This is a genomic window from Parapedobacter composti (assembly GCF_900112315.1).
GTDB classification, from domain to species: Bacteria; Bacteroidota; Bacteroidia; order Sphingobacteriales; family Sphingobacteriaceae; genus Parapedobacter; species Parapedobacter composti.
Genome location: NZ_FOLL01000013.1, coordinates 1 through 19,598, shown reverse-complemented (window position 1 = coordinate 19,598; position 19,598 = coordinate 1). Strand labels below are relative to the sequence as shown.

The 19,598-nt window shown below is 51.7% G+C and carries 16 protein-coding genes; 4 read left to right on the top strand and 12 right to left on the bottom strand.

Annotated elements, in window-relative coordinates:
- Window positions 1–74: 74 nt before the first annotated feature.
- The 6 genes from BM030_RS13425 to BM030_RS13400 all read right to left on the bottom strand — a co-directional run bounded on the left by BM030_RS13425 (window position 75) and on the right by BM030_RS13400 (window position 4,758).
- On the bottom strand, window positions 75–650 hold the full coding sequence (locus BM030_RS13425) for a hypothetical protein (RefSeq protein WP_090974121.1): 576 nt from the start codon (window positions 648–650) through the stop codon (window positions 75–77).
- 131 nt (window positions 651–781) lie between these two features.
- Window positions 782–1,495 (bottom strand): ATP-binding cassette domain-containing protein, encoded by a 714-nt coding sequence (locus BM030_RS13420; RefSeq protein ID WP_090974120.1) that lies wholly within the window; start codon window positions 1,493–1,495, stop codon window positions 782–784.
- A gap of 6 nt (window positions 1,496–1,501) precedes the next feature.
- Window positions 1,502–2,446 carry a glycerophosphodiester phosphodiesterase family protein gene (locus BM030_RS13415; RefSeq protein ID WP_090974119.1) on the bottom strand — a complete coding sequence of 315 codons (945 nt, stop codon included), beginning with the start codon at window positions 2,444–2,446 and terminating at the stop codon, window positions 1,502–1,504.
- A gap of 62 nt (window positions 2,447–2,508) precedes the next feature.
- Window positions 2,509–3,036 carry a shikimate kinase gene (locus tag BM030_RS13410; protein WP_090974118.1) on the bottom strand — a complete coding sequence of 176 codons (528 nt, stop codon included), beginning with the start codon at window positions 3,034–3,036 and terminating at the stop codon, window positions 2,509–2,511.
- Between the two features lie 11 nt (window positions 3,037–3,047).
- Complete coding sequence (locus BM030_RS13405; RefSeq protein ID WP_090974117.1) at window positions 3,048–4,217, bottom strand: BT_3928 family protein; 1,170 nt, start codon at window positions 4,215–4,217, stop codon at window positions 3,048–3,050.
- Window positions 4,210–4,758, bottom strand: a complete 549-nt coding sequence (locus BM030_RS13400; protein WP_090974116.1) for a DUF1599 domain-containing protein — start codon at window positions 4,756–4,758, stop codon at window positions 4,210–4,212. The genes BM030_RS13405 and BM030_RS13400 overlap by 8 nt, the downstream gene beginning before the upstream one ends.
- A 119-nt stretch (window positions 4,759–4,877) precedes the next feature.
- Between BM030_RS13400 and BM030_RS13395 the strand changes: the two genes are divergently transcribed.
- From BM030_RS13395 to cysM, 4 genes are all read left to right on the top strand, one after another.
- Window positions 4,878–5,711, top strand: a complete 834-nt coding sequence (locus BM030_RS13395) for a HipA family kinase (protein WP_090974209.1) — start codon at window positions 4,878–4,880, stop codon at window positions 5,709–5,711.
- Window positions 5,689–6,072 carry a DUF3037 domain-containing protein gene (locus BM030_RS13390; RefSeq protein WP_090974115.1) on the top strand — a complete coding sequence of 128 codons (384 nt, stop codon included), beginning with the start codon at window positions 5,689–5,691 and terminating at the stop codon, window positions 6,070–6,072. Before BM030_RS13395 ends, BM030_RS13390 begins: the two co-directional genes overlap by 23 nt.
- Before the next feature lie 94 nt (window positions 6,073–6,166).
- Entirely contained in the window at window positions 6,167–6,979 is an 813-nt protein-coding gene (locus BM030_RS13385) for a serine O-acetyltransferase (RefSeq protein WP_090974114.1), read from the top strand.
- Window position 6,980: 1 nt separating this feature from the next.
- Entirely contained in the window at window positions 6,981–7,853 is an 873-nt protein-coding gene (cysM, locus tag BM030_RS13380; protein WP_090974113.1) for a cysteine synthase CysM, read from the top strand.
- A 21-nt stretch (window positions 7,854–7,874) separates the two neighbouring features.
- Here the strand turns inward: cysM and BM030_RS13375 are convergent, their stop codons facing one another.
- From BM030_RS13375 to BM030_RS13350, 6 genes are all read right to left on the bottom strand, one after another.
- Window positions 7,875–10,118, bottom strand: coding sequence for a Tex family protein (locus BM030_RS13375; protein ID WP_090974112.1), 2,244 nt, complete (start codon window positions 10,116–10,118; stop codon window positions 7,875–7,877).
- A 21-nt stretch (window positions 10,119–10,139) separates the two neighbouring features.
- A complete protein-coding gene (locus tag BM030_RS20420) occupies window positions 10,140–10,610 on the bottom strand; it encodes a Sec-independent protein translocase subunit TatA/TatB (RefSeq protein ID WP_090974111.1) in 471 nt (156 codons plus the stop codon).
- A gap of 81 nt (window positions 10,611–10,691) precedes the next feature.
- Window positions 10,692–13,406: a M14 family metallopeptidase gene (locus BM030_RS13365; RefSeq protein WP_090974208.1), complete on the bottom strand. Its 2,715-nt coding sequence runs from the start codon at window positions 13,404–13,406 to the stop codon at window positions 10,692–10,694.
- A 24-nt stretch (window positions 13,407–13,430) separates the two neighbouring features.
- The gene (locus BM030_RS13360) at window positions 13,431–16,139 is read right to left on the bottom strand and encodes a M14 family metallopeptidase (RefSeq protein ID WP_090974110.1); all 2,709 of its coding nucleotides are present in this window, start codon (window positions 16,137–16,139) and stop codon (window positions 13,431–13,433) included.
- 244 nt (window positions 16,140–16,383) lie between these two features.
- Window positions 16,384–17,697 carry a hypothetical protein gene (locus tag BM030_RS13355; protein ID WP_090974109.1) on the bottom strand — a complete coding sequence of 438 codons (1,314 nt, stop codon included), beginning with the start codon at window positions 17,695–17,697 and terminating at the stop codon, window positions 16,384–16,386.
- 26 nt (window positions 17,698–17,723) lie between these two features.
- Entirely contained in the window at window positions 17,724–19,466 is a 1,743-nt protein-coding gene (locus tag BM030_RS13350) for an outer membrane beta-barrel protein (RefSeq protein ID WP_139215898.1), read from the bottom strand.
- Window positions 19,467–19,598 lie beyond the last annotated feature (132 nt).

Here is a 19,598-nt window from a genome sequence, read left to right as displayed (position 1 = left end):
AATAGTTGTTAAACGAGAAAGCACGGGGCAGTGGCCTTCCGTGCTTTCAACATTAAAAATATCCTATTTATTGCCTATCGTTGGCCGGGCAGGTAAATCTGGAAACCCAGTGCGACGCCCAGGCCATTTTGGCCGGTTGATCCGGATACCGTGGCTTTACTGTAATTGTATCCAGCGGTAACTTCAAGCGCAACGCTGTTTGTTACAAAATGTGCGTATCCTACATTTGCACCCAATGCGAGGGAGGCGCCAGAACCCGGCGAGCTTCCTGAAATACCCACGTCACCTTGCGCGAAAAAGCGGCCCGTGGAGCTTGCGCCTTCGGGGAAATAATACCGTACGAACGGCGCTACGCCATATCCCCAAACGGCGTCAGATTCAGGGGCGGTATATAAGGACCCGAGCAACCCCAAACCGATAGCTACACCGTCAGATATAAAGTATCCTGCACGGGGTTCTACCCGGATGTTGAAATTTTCGCCTTCAAAACTGTATCCCAGGCTGCCTAAGCTACCGCCAACCATCCAATTGCCCTGTTGTATGGGCGCCATGCCGACGTTGGCGGCTGTCTGGGGTTTATTGATCTCCTGGGCGTTCGCGGCGAATGTTCCCACTAAAAATAATGCAGAGAATAAAAGTACACGTTTCATGGTTTTTCGTTTAATGTTTAACAATGTATAAATGTCTATATGGGTTTATTAATTAATTTAATAACTTATAAACATAAACACAAAACGTGCCAGTTTGTTTAATCAATCTGTCGGCCTGCGTGCGAAAAGGTTCAGTTGGCGTGTGTGAGCCTGATGAAAAGCGTTTCCAAATCAGTGTCCGGATAGCGGGCGTTCAGTTCGGCCATTGGGAAGCCTGCGATGATCTCGCCTTGGTTGATGATGATAACATCATCGCAGATTGCTTCTACTTCCTGCATGATGTGGGTAGAGAGCAACACGGTTTTTTCCCGGCCGAGCAGCTTGATTACTTGCCGGATCTCCTGCAGTTGGTTGGGGTCCAGCCCTGAAGTGGGTTCGTCGAGGATAAGCACTTCCGGGTTGTGGAGGATGGCCTGGGCAATGCCTACCCGCTGGCGGTAGCCTTTGGACAATTGGCCGATCTTCTTGTGCTGTTCCGCGGTCAGTCCGGTCAGTTCAATGACCTCTGCTATACGGTTGGTTTTATCGGCGATTCCATGCAGGCCAGCGACGAATGACAGGGCTTCCTGCACATACATCTCGTGGTATAACGGATTGTTTTCCGGCAGGTAGCCGGTATGCCGGCGCGCATCAAGACTATTCAGCCGGATATCAACGCCACAGATCAAGGCCTGCCCGCTCGTTGGCGGTAGACTGCCGGCAAGGATTTTCATGGTGGTTGATTTCCCCGCCCCGTTGGGGCCGAGGAACCCAAGTATCCTGCCGGGCTGCACTTCAAACGATATTCCTTTGAGCGCTTGCTGCCTGCCGTATGTCTTTACGAGCTGGGTTACCTGTATGGACATCGTTGATTAATTGATGAAAGGGGAGGATATTCTGTGGGTGCTCCGGTATTTCTGTAACGCACGGCCGGCTTCATGGGGCCTGTCCGTAGATAAAATGTCGGCGCCCCGCTCCACCAGTCCGATATAGGTGCTGTCGCCTTTTGCTGTTGCCTGTTTGTCGAGGTTGCCCATTGTGCCGAGAATACAGAGTATTCCGTGACCATGGAGGAGTTCATATACCGACTTGTTTACCTCCGCGGTGCCGACGAATGCCACAAGCCGGTTGTCGGGGACGTTCCGGTCGTTCAGCCGCAACAGATCACTTGCCGAACGGATGGACGCGGATATCATCAGATCGGGCGCCAGCTGGTATACCGCCGCCGCCTGATCGGCATTATAGGTGATAACGATGCTGCACGCTTCTGCAGAATTGCGCCGTATGGCATCAACTACTGCGGCGTAAGGAACACCGCGTTTAACATCAATTGTGAAAATAACCTTGCCTTTACCCCATTGGAGGGCCTGATCGAGCGAGGGGATGCGATAGGCCGTTACCTGGCCGTTCGGATCTTTCAACCGTAGTTTCCGCAGCTCGGTCCAGGTAAAGTCGGCTACCTTGCCTGAGCCGGTTGTTGTGCGCTCCAGCGTTTCGTCGTGTATAAGCACCAATACCGAATCTTTGGTAAGACGTACGTCGCATTCAATGATGACGGGCTGCTGCCGGTAGCTGTTTTCAAAGGTTTCAATAGCGTTCTCAGGGAATCCCTCAGTGGGTCCGCCCCGGTGCGCACTTACCAGTGGATACCGCGTTTCATCATAGGTGAGAAAACGATAGAGGTCGTCCGTGGTTTTGAGTTTAATTTTATGGGCGGAATATCGGAAATCCCCGCCGCCCACATTCGAGGGCACGCAGGAGTTAATGAGGTACGGAAGAACAAATGCAATAACCAGTGAAGTAAAATGCTTGGTCATATAAAAGGACTTTTTAACCAGTAGGTAAACCGGGTATAAAGATAACAATTTCGCAATAAAATCTACTTGATTAAAGCGATCAGCTCTTCAGGGCGTACGGCCAGCTGGTTTACCGTATACGAAGCCTGCTCGTAATAAGGAGCCCGTTCAGCTAATTTTGCGGTGATATAATCCAGCAATTCGGGGCCGGACAATCCATTTAGCGCGGGCCGCGTGCCGATGTCGGTTTGCATTAACCGGCTCCATAATGCCTTGGGTGGTAGCTGGAAGTAAATCGTTATCCCGTGCCGGTTCATCCAGGCCATGTTGTCAAAATAGCACGGCGTGCCTCCGCCTGTTGATACAACAGCGGGCAGGTCAGGGGCAATGTTTTTCAGCGTCCGGCTTTCCAGTTCACGGAAAGCGTGTTCACCATATTCGGTGAAATAAGCTGCGATAGGCATGCCTATCTCTTGGACGATTACTTCGTCCAGGTCGATAAACGTTCGGCCGGTTTTGTCGGCCAGTTTGCGGCCCCAGGTGGTTTTGCCGCTTCCCATGAACCCGACGATGAATACCGGTTTGGGGTTTGCTGTTGTGTGATGTTCCATAACTGATCGGCTCAAAAAGACTTGCTGAAATAGGCTTTATCCAATTGGGCAAAATCAGGAAGGGTATTGTAATGCCACTTATCGATGACTACACCGTTTCGCAGGAGCAATACGCCGGGATTAGCCCTTACCATGCTTTTCAGCGGTACAGCATCGGCAAAAAATATTTCGGTCAAGAGGCGGTGCTCATCGCTGATCCGCTGGGCATCCTGGTTGCTGCTTGACGTTAGCAACACGGCCCGCATGTTATACGCTTCAGCGGCTTTCCTGACAAGCGTGTTGATGGTATCCAGCGCCTTCAGGTTGGTTTTGTTCAGATCCCAAGCCACTACCACCAGGTTATAATAGGGGTTGGCAATCACTTGTCTCGTGAAATCTTCTCCGTTAGCATCGGTAATGAGTAAATCCGGAATTGGAATCTGATAGCCTTTTTTCACCAGCTTTGTTTCCGGATCGCCAATGATTTCCCAGTTTTCGTCTTTCCAGATTTCCTCAGCGAGGTAAACTTTGTCAGACACTTTTTTTTCCTCGTTTGATGTCTTGTGACGCAGCGTATAAATGATTTCATACTGGTCGCCTTCGGCACCTTCGGGCAGGGTCATCAGGGTAGGCAGGTCGGCGCCCTTTCTATAAGGCAGGAAATCAATAAACGGCAGGTAATTGACCGTATATATGCCCACGCCTAATGAAACCACGATCAATGCTACGCTGACAATGGCCTGGGTGTAACCATCGGAAGTAATGGGCTTGATACGGTGTTTATTCACGAAAATAACCAAAATAAAAACCAAAAGGATCAGATCCTTTCCAAAAGACTGCCAAGGCGTAAGTGGTATGGCGTCACCGAAGCATCCGCATGAAGTGACTACTTCAAAGAACGCGGAATAGAACGTGAGGAACGTGAAAAACAGGATAAGCAGCAACAGGCCCCAAGCAACGGCACGGCTCCAAAAGCCGAGCAGCAACAACGCTCCCAGCAGAATTTCCAATCCGCAGATGACCACGGCGATGGGCACGGCATAGTCGTTGAGGAATGTGAGGTGGAATACGTGGAAGTATTCCTCCAGCTTGTACCCGAAGCCTGTTGGGTCATTGGCCTTGATAAGGCCCGAGAAGACAAACAGCAATCCGGTGAATATTCGGGCAAAGCCCAGTATATAGTTGATGCGCGTTTTACCCATTGTTGTCGGAGATTCCAAGTTTAATCAGTGCGAATACGGCATAGTTCAGGATATCCTGGTAATTCGCCTTGACTCCTTCAGATACCGTAGTTTGGCCCTGGTTGTTTTCTATTTGTTTTACGCGGTAGATTTTCATCAGGATGAGGTCGGTGAGCGAGCTGAGCCGCATGTGCCGCCAAGCCTCGCCATAGTCGTGGTTTTTGGCAAACATCAGCGTTTTTGTTTCCTGTATCGCCTCGTTATATTTTTCAGTAACCATAGCTACCGGCAGGCTTTCCCCTGCTGTGGCCGCGATTTCCAGTTGCATCATCGCGATGACACAGTAATTGACGATGCCGATATATTCGTCGGTAATGCCTTCGCCAACTTTAGACACTTTTTTTTCTTCTAAGGTGCGGATGCGTTGTGCCTTAATGTATAGCTGGTCTGTGATGGAGGGCAGCCGCATGATGCGCCATGCGGTGCCGTAGTCGGCTGCCTTTTTGATGAAGAGTTGCTGGCAATGTGCAATAACCTGATCGTACTGTGCTGATGTGTCCATGGCTTATTCTAAGCGACAAACTTAGCTAAATTCACGTTGATATGCAATATCCGCCCAGCGGATTCCAGTTTGCGCGAACAGACGGATACGTGTTAAACGGTGCGTTGGCGAAAACTGAAATGTACGTGCTGTTTGTTTATCAACGGCAAGTTGGTTATGTTTGGAGGGTGGATAAGACGCTACGTACGGTACAGGTGACTCGGTATGTGACACCGCTGCGGGAAGGAGGGTCGTTGCCGGCCATTGCGGAGGCAGACGACGGGTTTTTATATGCGCTGAAGTTTCGCGGGGCCGGTCAGGGTCCCAAAGCACTGATAGCTGAACTCATCGGCGGGGAAATTGCACGCACTTTGGGTTTACGTGTGCCGGAGATAGTGTTTGCGCAGCTCGACGAGGCATTTGGCCGGACTGAGCCGGACGAAGAGATCCAGGATTTGCTGCGGGCCAGTACAGGTCTTAACCTGGCTTTGCACTACTTGTCTGGCGCCATTACGTTTGATCCGGTGGTTACCGCGGTCGACCCGGCAGTGGCTTCACGCATTGTGTGGCTTGACTGTTTGATTACCAACGTCGATCGGACCGTACGGAATACCAATATGCTGATGTGGCATAAGGAGCTCTGGTTAATCGATCATGGGGCTTCCCTTTATTTCCACCACACCTGGGATAATTGGCGCGAACAGGCCGCCAAGCCTTTTATGCAGATAAAAGAGCATGTGCTGTTGCCATGGGCGTCAGCGCTGGATGAGGCCGATGCGCTGTCAAGATCCCTGCTTACCGCAGAACGGATTGGGGCTATTGTGGATTTGGTGCCTGATGAATGGCTCGTGGATATGGAAGGTTTGTCGCCTCAAGAGGCCAGGGCGGTATATAAAGCGTTTCTGGAAATCCGGATAGCCGGATCGGCAGTATTTGTAAAGGAAGCACAACATGCAAGAAGTAGTGCTGTTTGAATATGCCGTCATCCGTGTGGTACCCAGGGTACAGCGGGAGGAGTTTCTGAATGTGGGGGTAATCTTATATTGCCGTGGAAAGCGCTTTCTGGACATGCGGTATACGCTGGATGTACCGCGGTTAACTGCACTTTGCCCCTCGGTGGATATCGGGGAACTGGAGGAATACCTGCGTGCGTTTGCGTGCGTTTGCCGAGGAACGGCAGACGGCGGGCCAATTGCCCAATGGCCACCGGCAGAACGCTTCCGGTGGCTTACGGCAAAGCGTAGTACCGTAATACAAACCTCGGCAGTGCACCCGGGCATGTGCGGCGACCCACAGGCGTGCCTGGAACGATTGTTTGGAGAATTGGTGTTGTAGAGGTTATTTTTATTGAATTTCTGTAATAATACCGGCCGAGTGTTGCCAAGCTGTAATTATTTTACGTCCTTAGCCGAAACGATAGTAATAAGTAATGAACGAGAGATTTTTCCGGGAATTGCATGATAAACAGCGGGAGATAGCTGATGTTCCACCTAATCACACCATCGCTGAGTGGGCATTAAACCTGCTGGATTTACTTTTTCCTGAGCGTCAGACCCATCCCAGCCGGACCGTGGAACAGTTGAAAGAACAGTTTGAGCGATCTGAAAAGGAGTTGCTGGATATCCTTAACCGGACGAAAGCCTGTGCCGACTGCAACAACGGGTTGGTCACTAAGGCGTTTTACGGTGCATTACCGGAACTCCGCCGGGTGATGTATACCGATGCACGGGCGATATACGAGGGCGATCCGGCTGCGGTCAGCGAATTTGAAGTGGTGCGCACGTATCCGGGGTTTCTGGCGATATCGCTTTATCGGCTGGCCCACACGTTGCTGAAGCTGGAGGTGCCGGTATTGCCGCGCATCCTGACAGAGTATGGCCACTCGCAGACCGGCATCGATATTCATCCGGCTGCTGAGGTCGGCGAGTATTTCTGTATAGACCATGGCACAGGGGTGGTTATCGGTGAAACGGCGGTTATCGGCAATGCGGTAAAGATTTACCAGGGCGTTACGCTGGGTGCCATGAGTGTAGAAAAAGTGCTGGCCAATACAAAGCGTCACCCCACGATTGAAGATCGCGTGGTCATTTATGCGGGAGCCACTATTCTGGGCGGCGATACGGTTATCGGCCATGATAGTATCATCGGCGGTAATGTATGGCTTACAGCGAGCATACCGCCATATTCGACGGTATATCACCAGCCTACGGTAAAGATTGTAGATTCAAAAGCAGCACATTGATATGGCAACCATTATTGATTGTGTAGGGAATACCCCGTTGGTGGAGCTTAAAAAGCTGAACGCTAACCGGGCAGTGAAGGTGTATGCCAAACTGGAAGGCAACAATCCGGGCGGAAGCGTGAAGGACCGCGCGGCGCTCAACATGATCCGCAGTGCGATGGAACGGGGCGACATCAAACCGGGTACTACGCTTATTGAGGCTACCAGCGGTAATACAGGCATCGCATTAGCCATGATTGCGCGTACTTACGGGCTGGACATGGAATTGGTCATGCCGTCCAATTCCACACGTGAACGTACGCTAACCATGGAAGCCTATGGGGCCAGGGTCACGTTACTGGAAACTATTGAGGCTTGCCGAGATTATGCCGAAGAAAAAGGCGCGCGTCCGGACTATTACTTATTGAACCAGTTTGCCAATCCGGATAATTACCTGGCGCATTACAAGACCACCGGACCGGAAATCTGGCGCGACACAAACGGGCAGATTACCCATTTTGTAAGCGCCATGGGCACCACGGGCAGTATCATGGGCAACTCCATGTTTTTAAAGGAAAAAAATCCCAGCATCCAGATTGTGGGTTGTCAACCGACGGAAGGTTCATCGATTCCGGGTATCCGCCGCTGGCCGGAAGCTTATCTGCCTAAAATCTTCGATCCGGGCCGTGTAGATCGGATAATGGATGTATCACAAGCCGAAGCCACCGATATGGCGCGCCAATTGGCTAAAGTGGAAGGTGTGTTCGTGGGTATGAGCACGGGAGGGGCCATGGCATGCGCTGTGCGACTTGCGGAAGAGTTGGACGAAGGGGTCATCGTATTCATCGCCTGCGACCGGGGTGATCGGTACTTGTCCAGCGATTTGTTTGGATAGTCATCAGAATCCCATCCCAGATTATGAGCCGAACTTGCTCCGCAAAGCGGCCAGTTTTGAGGCCATGTCGCTCTCCGGTTTCTGGTGCTTCCCTGCTCTTTTGCTGTCCTCTTTTTTACGGCGTTGGGGCTGCGTCTGGCGCTCTTCAGTTTTCATGGATAAACTGATTCGATTACGTTTTTCATCCACCTCGGTCACTGTTACCATCACTTTCTGCTGCACCTTTACCACTTCATTCGGATCTTTTACAAAGCGGTTGGCCAGTTGGCTCAAGTGCACCAGGCCGTCTTGGTGCACGCCGATATCGACAAATGCGCCAAAGGCGGTGATGTTGGTGACGATGCCCGGTAGGCGCATTCCCACACGGAGGTCAGCTATGCTGTTCACCCCTTCTGTAAAGGAAAACTGCTCGAATTGTTCACGGGGGTCGCGCCCCGGTTTGGCTAGTTCCGCCATGATATCCTGAAGTGTAGGCATCCCCACGGTTTCACTGATATAGTTGCGCAGGGGAATCTGCTTTCGAAGCTGTTCATCACGCAGGAGGTCGGCTACCTTATGGCCCAGGTCGGCAGCCATCCGTTCCACCAGGACATAACGCTCGGGGTGCACGGCACTACCATCAAGCGGATTTTCCGCATTCCGTATGCGGAGGAAACCCGCCGCCTGCTCGAATGCTTTATCGCCCAGCCGGGGCACTTTTTTCAATTCTTCGCGGTTTCTGAAGGCTCCATTTGTTTGGCGGTAGCTGACAATCTGCTGCGCCAGTGAAGGTCCCAAGCCGGACACATAAGCGAGGATTTGCTTAGAAGCGGTGTTAAGTTCCACCCCTACGGCATTCACGCAACTGACGACGGTGTCATCCAGTGCGGTCTGGAGCTTGGTTTGGTCCACATCGTGCTGGTATTGCCCTACGCCGATCGATTTCGGGTCGATTTTGACTAGTTCGGCCAGCGGATCCATCAGCCTGCGCCCGATGGATACCGCTCCCCGTACAGTTACATCGTGGTCCGGGAATTCTTCTCGTGCTACTTCGGAAGCGGAATAAATCGATGCACCGCTTTCATTGACCATGACTACGGTTACCTCGGGTATGCCCAGTTTACGCACAAAATCTTCGGTTTCCCGTCCGGCGGTGCCGTTGCCGATGGCAATGGCTTGTATCCGGTGTTTATCTACCAGGAATCGCAGTGTTTTTGCGGCTTCTTCCGCTCTGGCGGCACCATTATGTGGGAAGATGGCGGTATTTTCGAGTAACATTCCCTGTTCATCCAGGCAAACCGTTTTGCAGCCTGTCCGGAAGCCGGGGTCGATAGCCATCACCCGTTTTTGGCCCAACGGCGCAGCAAGCAGCAGCTGGCGGGCGTTTTCCGCAAAAACGCGGATGGCCTCATCATCTGCACGCTGGCGGGTAAGCATCCGCACTTCGGTTTCCATGGAAGGTTTCAGCAGACGTTTATAGCCGTCCAAGATGGCCATACGTACCTGAGCGCTGGCTTCGCCCGCACCTTTGATATAGGCGTGATCCAAAATCGGCAGTATTTCGGATTCATTGACTTCAATGTCCAGGTAGAGCAGTTCTTCTTTCTCTCCGCGCCGCATTGCTAATATCCGGTGGGAGGGGGCCGATTTAAGCGGTTCGGACCATTCGTAATAGTCTTTGTATTTCAGTGCGGCTTCCTCTTTGCCGGGTACTACCTTGGCGGAAAACATCCCTTTTTCCAGAAACACCTGCCGGGTTTGTGCCCGGATGCTGGCGTCTTCAGCGATGCGTTCCGCAATGATGTCACGTGCGCCGGCCAATGCTTCTTCAATGTCATTTACCCCTTTGCCGGCATCCACATATGCCTGCGCCGCATCCCGGATGGACGAGCCGTCTTGTGCCAGCAACAGTTCGGCAAGGGGCTCAAGCCCTTTCTCGCGGGCCACGCTCGCGCGGGTTTTCCGCTTGGGTTTGTAAGGAAGATACAGGTCTTCGAGGCTGGCCATTGTTTCAGCGGCCTTCACCCGTTCCTCCAGTTCGGCGGTTAGCTTGCCTTGGTCGGCCAGTGATTTCAGGATGACTTCTCTGCGCTTGTCGAGGTCATGCAACTGCTGTGCGCGGTCTCGGATCTGGGTCAGCTGCACTTCATCAAGGCTGCCGGTTATTTCCTTACGATAACGGGCGATGAACGGGATGGAGGCGCCTTCGTTAAGCAGGGCCAATGTAGTGCTTACCTGCTTTTCAGCCAAAGCAAGCTCTTGGGCAATACGGATTTCGTGGCTCATGGATTAATCGCCGTGTGGCTACTATGCGTTTTTTTCGTCGTCGATATGCCGTTCGGGTACGGCGGTCTTCGTCTTGTCGTCTTCGTCTTCCGCATCAGGGGTGGTTCCACTGTCGCTTGATGCGTAATAATCATCGTTGTAGTAGGGGCCCTGGCTGCCGTAATAGTCAGGCTCGCGTCCGGGGTTATGCTGGTATGTGCCTGCCGGTGCAGCGGGGGTATTTCCGGCGGTGTTATTTTCAGTTAATTTTTTAGGTTCGTCGTCCTCCACGATGACGTCTTTTACCTCCAAATCTTTCTCAAAGTTGTTGATCTGGTCGCTGATGTCGCGTTTTATGCTTTCCGATGCATCTTTGAATTCACGGATGCCCCTGCCGAGGCCTCTCGCAAGTTCGGGCAACTTTTTGCCGCCGAAGATAAGCAGGGCCACAAACACGATAAGCATCATCTCACTTGTTCCGATATTAAGGAACGCCAATACAGTACTCAACATAGCAATACCTCTGTTTTGTAACCGCTAAGATAGGGGTAAATTTTGTGATATCCATGAAATGGATGAAAAAAGTGCCTGCGGTTATTCCTGTCGGTATAGCGCATTGAATAGAAGTTTGAAGGTGCCGTGCGACTGTGCCCGGTACGTGATGTGCGGCCCGTAGGCATAGAGGTGACCTTTACCCACTGGTGCTTTAAAAGCAGCAATACCATCTTCGAGATGGTGCTGGCCCCAGGCCCAGCCGCTCCGCAAAGGCTTATCGGTATCGAACCACGCCAATGCTTCTATTCCTGCAGACCTCGCTTCCGGCCTGAGGTGGAACACGGGGCTGTTGTTGAAAATTACATCGGCATACACAGCCATTCCCCACGTGGCATCTGTATCCGGGTTCACTTTTACACGCAACACACTTCCGGGGACATAGAATTGCTCGCTGCCTAAAGGTACATCGTTGCCGTCTGTCTTATGGACCAATGCGTCCTTCACGGGCAGCCCCAGGTGGTAGGCTAAACGGGTGCTGCTGCCGGTCGTTAGGATGGAACCGCCCTGTTCCAAAAACTCACGGAGTGGCTGGATGGATTTACGGGTCGATAAATTGCCGATCATATGATGGTATTCTGCCGGTAGTTCGGCGGCATCCGGCATGGTTCTTCCATACCTGCCGCCGGGATAAGGCGGGATACCGCTTTCGATGAACAGGATAACGTCGTATTTGGTTTTGAGGTTACCCGCCTCTATTTCCTGAGGGAAAATCAGATTGAAACTGAAGTGGTATTGCTCGAGCATCCATCGTACCCATCCAGATGGCATCGAACCGCCATATACATCAAACAACGCGATACGGGCAGGCTTGATTTTGATCGCGCTGGCCGGAGCACGCTGAACGGGTGTCGCCTTCAGGCCCAGCGATAGCATTGCCTGTTTCAAGATTGCGGTGCCGCTAGGGCCTACGTAAAAAGACCCTGCGGGCATGTCTCCTAAAGCCTCGGGTATACGATACACGTCCACCCCCGTTTTCAGTAAATCGTTGACCACAATGAAGGCATCGTTTACATTAGCGCTAATCAAATACCCGTGCTTGGTATCCGCAATTCGTTGCGCAGGAGGGCTTTCCGGTACGCCGTGAGGTAACCGTTCGAAGGGGCCATCTATACCATCGAGCACGCGGTCAAAAGCAATACCCATTTGGTAAGCGAGTGTCCAGCCGGCCACATCATACGGACGGATAGGGGGGCCGCCGGGATACGCAAAGTCGTTCGGATAATCCTGGGGTTCAAACATATCGATGATATGCGCCCTGAATGCCTGATCGGTTTTCACGATGTATGAGCCTTCCGGATAGGCTTTGCCATCAACCGTAAAACCAGCCGTAGCTTTGTGGACGAAAATGCCCGATTTAATCAGTGCGTTGATGAATTTAACCGCCGTGGGGAAGTCCCGCTGGTCAGCCGGCAGGATATAGGCGCGGGCGTCCCGTTTGGCCGGGTCAGCAAAAACCGCTTCATAATAGGAATACGGGATCCGGCTGCTGGAATTTTCGCCGTCACGCTTCACCGTTCCCGCTTCAAGATCCGCATCGTAGTTTGCCTGGATGAGGTCGATATTTCGGGGGGTAAGCTGCCAATGGTCCCGGCTGCCTTTTTCAATAGCGTTGCGCCCCATGGTGTAGCTGTTGTAGAGCACCTGTTCGCGATGGCGGGCAGCATAATCCAGCACCGCATAGTTCAATGAGACGGAATAATCCACAGATTGCTTGAAGTGCCACGCCTGTGGAGTGACCGGATTGGGTGTATTCCCATTGGGGACAAGGCGGTTTGGCACCACGGGAATACGCATCGGCGTAGGACTTCCGATGATTTCGGTGAGCAGCCCCACAATATTGTGAAAGTAGGTGGTAGTTCGCAGTCCACCGTTATACCAGGTGCTGAAGGGCGAACCCTTCAGCCGGGTGAACCCCGGCTTGCCTTCTGCGGTAAGCCTATTGAGCATGCTGGCCCCCAACGCATCGATGCCCGCCATTACAAGCGGGTCGATGTTGTAGTTAAACGGGTCGGTATAAGGAGGGCCCGCCACCACGGCACCCGCAGGTGCGCTCTGGTGGTGGTTATACATGATTTGCGGCATCCATTCCAGAAACAGCTGTCGGCTCATATTTCCCGATTCCTTCATGTTATTGATGTAGAAATCGCGGTTATTGTCATGACCGATATACTTTTGGTACAGCCTGGGGATGTTCATAGCACGTTTCTTAGGGTCTTTGTGCCGCATGTACCAATTGGCAACCAGTTCTTGCCCGTCCGGATTAGCGTGGGTGAGCAGTACAATCACATTGTCGAGTATGTGCAAGGTTTCCGCATCCGTGCCGCTCGCCAATCGGTATGCTATTTCTATCAACTGGTGCGTGCCCACCATCTCCGTGGAATGCAGGCCTCCGTCTATCCACACCACGGCCTTGGCTGCCGAAGCGAGGCGGCGCGCTTCCTTGTCGTCAATCCCTTCGGCATAAGCCAGCCGTGTGGAGATAGCCTTGTATTCACTAAGGTTGTCCATATTGGCGGGCGATGAAACAATCAGCATATACTGGCGGCGCCCCTCTTCGGTTTCCCCGATGTCAACCAGCCTCACCCGGTCTGTTTGAGCCAGTTTTTTAAAGTAGGCTTCCGTCTCCGTATAATTGGCCAGGTGGTAATCTTCGCCCATGAAGAAACCGAAATGTTCTTCAGGAGACGGTACCGTTTGCGCTTTGCCCCAGGTTGCCAGTACAAGCCACGCTGATAAAAGAAGAAGGTGTTTCATGCGGATCGCCATGTTACTTGCTGCTTACTTTTGGGTATAGAGTTGGTTAAAGAGCCACCTGAACGTACCATGCGGCTGCGCGCGGAACGTTATCTCCGGTCCGAAGGCATAAAGCGTACCCCTACCCACAGGAGCCGAAAATGCGGCGACTCCGTTTTTGAGGTATGCTGCGCCCCAAATCCAGCCGCTGCGCAGGGGATTCTCCGCCCCGTACCAAGCCAGCTTCGTAATTCCTGCCGACGCGGCGCCATCCGTAAGCTGGAACACCGGGCTATTGCTGGATACGACGTCAACCACCGCCGGCATGCCCCAGCCCGCCGGGTCAGCTGTATTGGCCGAAAGTTGGTGGATGCTTCCCGGCGCATAGAATTTTTCGCCCGGCAACGGACGTTCCCGGCCCGTGGAATCCAATTCAACCAGTGCATTTTTTACCGGTAACTCAAGGTGGTAGGCCAATGCCGTACTGCTTCCAACGGTAAATACCTTGCCACCGGCTTCCAAAAATTCCTTTAGTTTGGGGATAGACGTTTTCCGTGTGATGCTGCCCAGCATGTGGTGGTATTGTTCGGGAATATCTTCCGGCTTGGGCCCTCCTGAGCCACCGGAGCTGCTTACGGCCGGGATGCCGCTGCCGATGAAGAGGATGATATCAAACCGATCGTTCAGCTTGCCGGCATTGATATCCTGCGGATAGATGACGGTAACGTTATCGAATTGGTATTGCTCCAATAGCCATCTTACCCATCCGGAAGGCATGGAGCCGCCGTAACGGTCAAACAAGGCAATACGTGCCGGGGCGACAGCACGTGCGGCCTTCGGCTTCTTTGCGAGGGCATGGGGCTTTATTCCCAGTGTATCCGCTGCCCGCTGCAACTGGGCAAAGCCGTTGGCCGGCACATAAAATGAGCCGGCAGGCAGATCGTCCACAGGCTCGGTTATCCGGGCCACCTTGATGCCGGCGGCCAGCAAGTTATTTACCGTAATATAGGCGTTGTTTACCCGGGCATCCAGCAAATATCCCGCTGGCGATTTGGCGAAGTGGTGGCTTGGCGGTGTTTGCAGCTCGCCGTACGGGAGCGCTTGGAACGGACCGTTAAATTCGTCGGTGATGCGGTCAAACTCGATGCCGAACTGGTGGGCCAGTGTCCAGCCAGCCGCATCATAAGGCCGTACGGGCGGCCCGCCGGGGTATTGGAAATCATTCGGATGGTCCTGCGGTTCAAACATGTCGATTACATGCGGCCGGAAGGCCTGAGCCGTTTTGACGATATATGATCCTGCGGGATAGGCTTTGCCGTTTACCGAAAAATCGGCCATGGCCTGATGGATCTGTATGCCTGATTTAACCAGCGCGTTGATGAAATGCACCGCTCTGGGAAAATCCGGCTGATTAGCCGGTATGATGAATCCCCTCGGGTCGCGCAATTCCGTGTTTTGAAATACCGCATCATAGTGCTTTTTTGCAAATTTTGTCCGGCTACTGCCTGAACCATTTGCGTCGACGTCGGCAGCAGCAATCGCCTTAACGCTATCAATGTAACTGGGTTTCAGCGGCCAGTAATCTTGGCTTCCCCGCTCGATGGAATTGCGTCCCATGCGGTACATGTTATAGAGTAATTCATCGCCGAACCGGCTGGCATAGTCGAGTACAGCGTAGTTCATTGAAACGGAGTAATCAATAGCCTCCCGGAAATGCCAGGGCCTGGGTGTTATCGGGTAGGGGGTTGCGTTGTTGGGTACCAGGCGGTCCGGTACGAGCGGAATATTCATGGGTGTCGGGTCGCCAACAACTTCGGTCAGGATTCCAATGCTGTTATGGTAATAAGGCGTCGTCCGCAGGCCTCCGTTCCACCACGTGGAAAACACCGACCCGCTGAGCCGGGTATAGCCCGGCTTTCCTTCCGCATTCAAGCGGTTTATCATTGCTGCCGCCACGCCATCTATGCCGGTGATGAGCATTGGGTCAAGCACAAAGTTGAACGGATCGCGGTAGGGCGGACCGGCCACGATGCTTCCCGGCGGACCGGATTGGTGGTGGTTATAGATGATTTGGGGCATCCATTCAATGTATTGCAGGCGCGATATGGTGGTGCTCTCCGCCAGGTTGTTCATGTAGAAGTCCCGGTTATTGTCGTGTCCCGCATACTTATGGTACATCACGGGGATATTTTTCGCCCGCTTGGTCACGTCGTCATTCCGCATGTACCAGTTGGATACCAGCTCGTGCCCGTCGGGATTGCAATGAAACAGCAGGATAACCACATCATCGAGGATACGGAGCGTTTCGGCATCATCGCGGCTTACCAATTGGTAAAACGTTTCGATAAGCTGCTGCGTGGCTACCGTTTCGGTAGCGTGCAGGCCCCCGTCTATCCATACCACAGGTTTTCCGGCAGCGACCAATTCCCGGGCTTCATTTTCGGGTATTTCCGCGCGGGCGAGTTTCTGGGAGATGGCTTTGTAATCGTCGATTTTTGCAAGGTTTTCCGGCGAGGAGATAATTATTAGATGCAGGTTACGGCCTTCGGAGGTTTTTCCCGCAAGTTCCATCCTTACGCGGTCGGAAGCGGCGGCGAGTTTCCTGAAATACGATTCCGATTCGGTGTAATTGGCCAGCATGTAATCGTCGCCGATATTAAAGCCGAAATGTTCTTTCGGGGTAGGGATGTGTTGGGCATTGGCTTGTGCTACGAGCATCCAAGCCATTAAAGCAAAAGTGTAACGTTTAAGCATCTGTATTATTGATTAGTAATGTCTTTAAGATGTCAGTATGCGTGGAGCTGCCTGGAGCAGCAACTCGCAAATATGCTGGCATGACGATGGCAAACTTATAAAAAAATAGATATTCGGAAGCACTGTATCTAAATCGATACGTATAAAACCAGCCTGCAGGGCACAGGAAAAACAAAAAGTCGCCTCTTTATGATGAGACGACTTTAATAAATACGTAGCTGATTGCGTTGTATCCGAACGTCAATTAGTGGATTCCGATATATTGGTTGCCCGGTTTATTGATCAGCTTAGCTCCTGCCGTAACTTCTCCAGATCTGCTGTTGATAATATAGATGTTTCCATCCTGGCCAACCGGCGCAACGGCGATATAAACGTTTTCGCCAACAACCGTTATACCTTGATATTGGCTGAAATTAATTTGTTGAACGGGAATGTTCAGCTTAGTGGCCGTCCGGGCATTGAGGTCTACCCGTGCAACACCGTCTACGTCATTTCCGTCGCGGTAGAGCACGATGCCGGTCCCATTTCCTGTATATTTCCACGTATAGATATAGCTATCTGTAGTGCCTAAAGCGGCATCCAGCCTGAATATATAGTCGTTGTCGTACTCGTTGTCCTGTCCAATCCTCAGGATATGAGAACCTCCCGTGCCTGGCAGTTCCCGGTGCGTAGCTTGGTAAACATACCCGTCGTCGGCAGCATAAGACATCGGACTGCGGTAGCCGCTGTTGTCGCCGGTAGTCACGGTTGACGTGATGACCTTCGGATTGGCTAGCGACGGATAATCCAGTACGATTGTTTTCGTTCCCAATCTCGGGGCACTTGCGTCATCCTGAGTTGTGGTGCCCGGAATATGTTTGCGTAGCCACGTACCGATATACAGTTTGTTTCCGGCTTTGTTCAGCGCCGGTGCGTCCAAGCGCCATATGGTATATCCTAAGGCTTCATCTTCGGCTGATAGCGCAAATTCGAAGTCCTTAAAACCGCGGATAGACACATCCTGAAGATCAATAGCCAAGACCGTAGCTTTACCTCTCGTAGCTAAATAGTTGCCGTTATCATCATTGATGACCTGTATATTGGTAACATTAACCGCGATGCCGGTCTGCTCATCCACTTTTGCCCAGCGGGGCGAAGTACCGACGTAATTTGCCGTATTGATTGATACATCCGCTTCAGGGAAATTATTGCCGCCGTTCACGATATATTTATTGAAAACACCACCGTCTGCTCCGGTATATTGGATGTTGTACAGAAAATTTCCGTCCTTGGACGATTGCAGGCGCGCCGTACGTTGTGATTTGACCCCGAATCCGTTGTCAAAAACATTGATAGCCACGTCGGGGTTCCTGGCATCATCCGTGCTAACCGAATATACCCGCGTACCGCCATTTCCGTCGCCCGGTTCGTCCTGCATCAAAGCTCCCGAAACGGTGAGCCAGCGTTCCCCGGGATCGGTGCCTGGGTCAGGATCATTATTGTCTTTGGTACAACCCACCATGGAAACAGCCGCTGCAAGGGTGCCAATCAAGATGTTGTTAAGGAGGCTCTTTTTCATGCTTATATTGTTTTATGATTAAATGATTAGAAATGATTAATGGTATAATTCAATTTAAGGTAAAACGCCCGTCCGGGCTTTTGAACGGCGAAATTGTCGAATGCAGCCCGGTTTGTGAAATTTTTTACGTCAACGCTCACGAGAAACCTGCTGTTGGGGAACATGTAGCTTGCACCAAAATCTTGGATAAACTGTGTCGGCGTTCTGGAGTAGGGTACCTCATCCCACGTGATGTTAAAACTGTCGACATAGCCGAAATTATAATACAGGTTTAGTCTTGATTTTTGCTGCAGCACATGGTCTATGTGATATTGTGCAGTTCCATTCATCGTAAAAAACGGCAGGTTAGGTACCTGTTTGTTGTAGTGTACCGTCTCTCGCATTTTAAACAAGGAATTGAATTTCGAGATATTAAAGTTGAAATTCAGTTTTTGGTGGTATACATAATTCATTTCCGCCTCAAACCCGATGGCCTGGGCTTTTCCAAGGTTGACAAACGGGGAGGTCTGGGTAGCTTCGTTGAGCCGGTCATCCGTACGTTGCATAATTTGATCCTTTGTATTCCTCACGAACCCCGAAAAGCCAACGCTCAAATGATGCCTGTTGATATTAAAAGTCCCCAACCGCACGCCTAAATTGAGATTATCGCTGATTTCAGGGCGCAGGGCAGGGTTGGCCGTTACGTTTTCAGCAGGGCCACCGAAAATCTCCCCTTCCGCGGGCATCCTGACGGCTCTTTCCCCTGAGCCGATTAGAATGATGGTAGGGGTAATGGCATAAGAAACAGCCAGCCCGAAACCGGTAGTTGTTTTCGTATTACGAATGGTGTCTATGACACGGGTAGATACCCCGTTTACGGTTGCCTGATAAGGGTTTATCCGGTCTATCTGCTGTTGGTAAAATTTACCGAAGAGGTTTGTTTTCAACCGTTGGTCAAACGCATTCATTTCGTGTGCAAAGGAAAAGACATGTTTGTTCAGGTCGTTGGTCGCCCGATAGCTCATATCCAATACGGTGCGGAGGGCATCGGTGTCTTCCCTGTCTACGGTATAAAATACATGGTTGAATACCAATCTGTGGTTAGGCGTAATGTCGTAATTCAGATTCGACCGCAAGTTGATGATCTTCCGGTTAATATTTGCCATAGTAGGCGTTCCCTGTTGTGCTCCAAACGGACTTCTTGTTGGTACCGTATCAACAGAACCGTCGTTATTGAATCGGAGCCCCCGGTGCAACTCACCTAACCAGGTATAGTTATAGGTAACCGTGTCTTGGACATACTGGTCGCGGTCGCTATACACACCATTGAACGTCAGTTGCAGCCCTTTCGTGAACAAATCCCGTTTAGCGTAGTTCAGGCTGAACACGTGTGCTTGCGATTCGGTAAAGCGCCCTTTGTACGGACGCGTCATGTACTGGCCATGCTGGATTTCATTGTAGGCATCCGAGCCATTATAACCTAACATTGCATTGTCTGCCCATTTTACATCGGTAAAGCCGATTTCAAATCTACCTCCGAACGTTCGGAAGGCGTCATTAAACCGTCTTGTTTCAATGGGTTCCATCCGGCCGTTCGGCATTTCCAGCCGTACAAACCTTCCCCATATTTTATAGTTGTTGTCTGTATACGCTTGGAAAGCGGAACCCCGGAACGTAAGCCCTGACTTTTTATTCCGGTATGCGCCGCTAACATCAGATTGCAAGGTGTTGAACGATCCGTAGGAAACAGCGGCCGTGATGTTGTTACGGATACCGGATCCTTTTTTCAATACTACATTAATAGCGCCGCCCAATAAGTCGCCTGACGAAGGCGTCTAAAAAGGGCGCCTTCTTTGTTTTATTATGGGCTTGTGGTCTGTAATGGTTTTAGGAGATTAGCCTAGGCCGCCAGCGGTTGATAT

Coding starts and splice junctions, on each gene's coding strand:
- BM030_RS13420 (WP_090974120.1), bottom strand. CDS start 1,495: ATGTCCATACAGGTAACCCAGCTCGTAAAGACATACGGCAGGCAGCAA.
- cysM (WP_090974113.1), top strand. CDS start 6,981: ATGGCAACCATTATTGATTGTGTAGGGAATACCCCGTTGGTGGAGCTT.
- BM030_RS13410 (WP_090974118.1), bottom strand. CDS start 3,036: ATGGAACATCACACAACAGCAAACCCCAAACCGGTATTCATCGTCGGG.
- BM030_RS13365 (WP_090974208.1), bottom strand. CDS start 13,406: ATGAAACACCTTCTTCTTTTATCAGCGTGGCTTGTACTGGCAACCTGG.
- BM030_RS13415 (WP_090974119.1), bottom strand. CDS start 2,446: ATGACCAAGCATTTTACTTCACTGGTTATTGCATTTGTTCTTCCGTAC.
- BM030_RS13375 (WP_090974112.1), bottom strand. CDS start 10,118: ATGAGCCACGAAATCCGTATTGCCCAAGAGCTTGCTTTGGCTGAAAAG.
- BM030_RS13400 (WP_090974116.1), bottom strand. CDS start 4,758: ATGGACACATCAGCACAGTACGATCAGGTTATTGCACATTGCCAGCAA.
- BM030_RS20420 (WP_090974111.1), bottom strand. CDS start 10,610: ATGTTGAGTACTGTATTGGCGTTCCTTAATATCGGAACAAGTGAGATG.
- BM030_RS13390 (WP_090974115.1), top strand. CDS start 5,689: ATGCAAGAAGTAGTGCTGTTTGAATATGCCGTCATCCGTGTGGTACCC.
- BM030_RS13385 (WP_090974114.1), top strand. CDS start 6,167: ATGAACGAGAGATTTTTCCGGGAATTGCATGATAAACAGCGGGAGATA.
- BM030_RS13425 (WP_090974121.1), bottom strand. CDS start 650: ATGAAACGTGTACTTTTATTCTCTGCATTATTTTTAGTGGGAACATTC.
- BM030_RS13395 (WP_090974209.1), top strand. CDS start 4,878: ATGTACGTGCTGTTTGTTTATCAACGGCAAGTTGGTTATGTTTGGAGG.
- BM030_RS13405 (WP_090974117.1), bottom strand. CDS start 4,217: ATGGGTAAAACGCGCATCAACTATATACTGGGCTTTGCCCGAATATTC.
- BM030_RS13355 (WP_090974109.1), bottom strand. CDS start 17,697: ATGAAAAAGAGCCTCCTTAACAACATCTTGATTGGCACCCTTGCAGCG.
- BM030_RS13360 (WP_090974110.1), bottom strand. CDS start 16,139: ATGCTTAAACGTTACACTTTTGCTTTAATGGCTTGGATGCTCGTAGCA.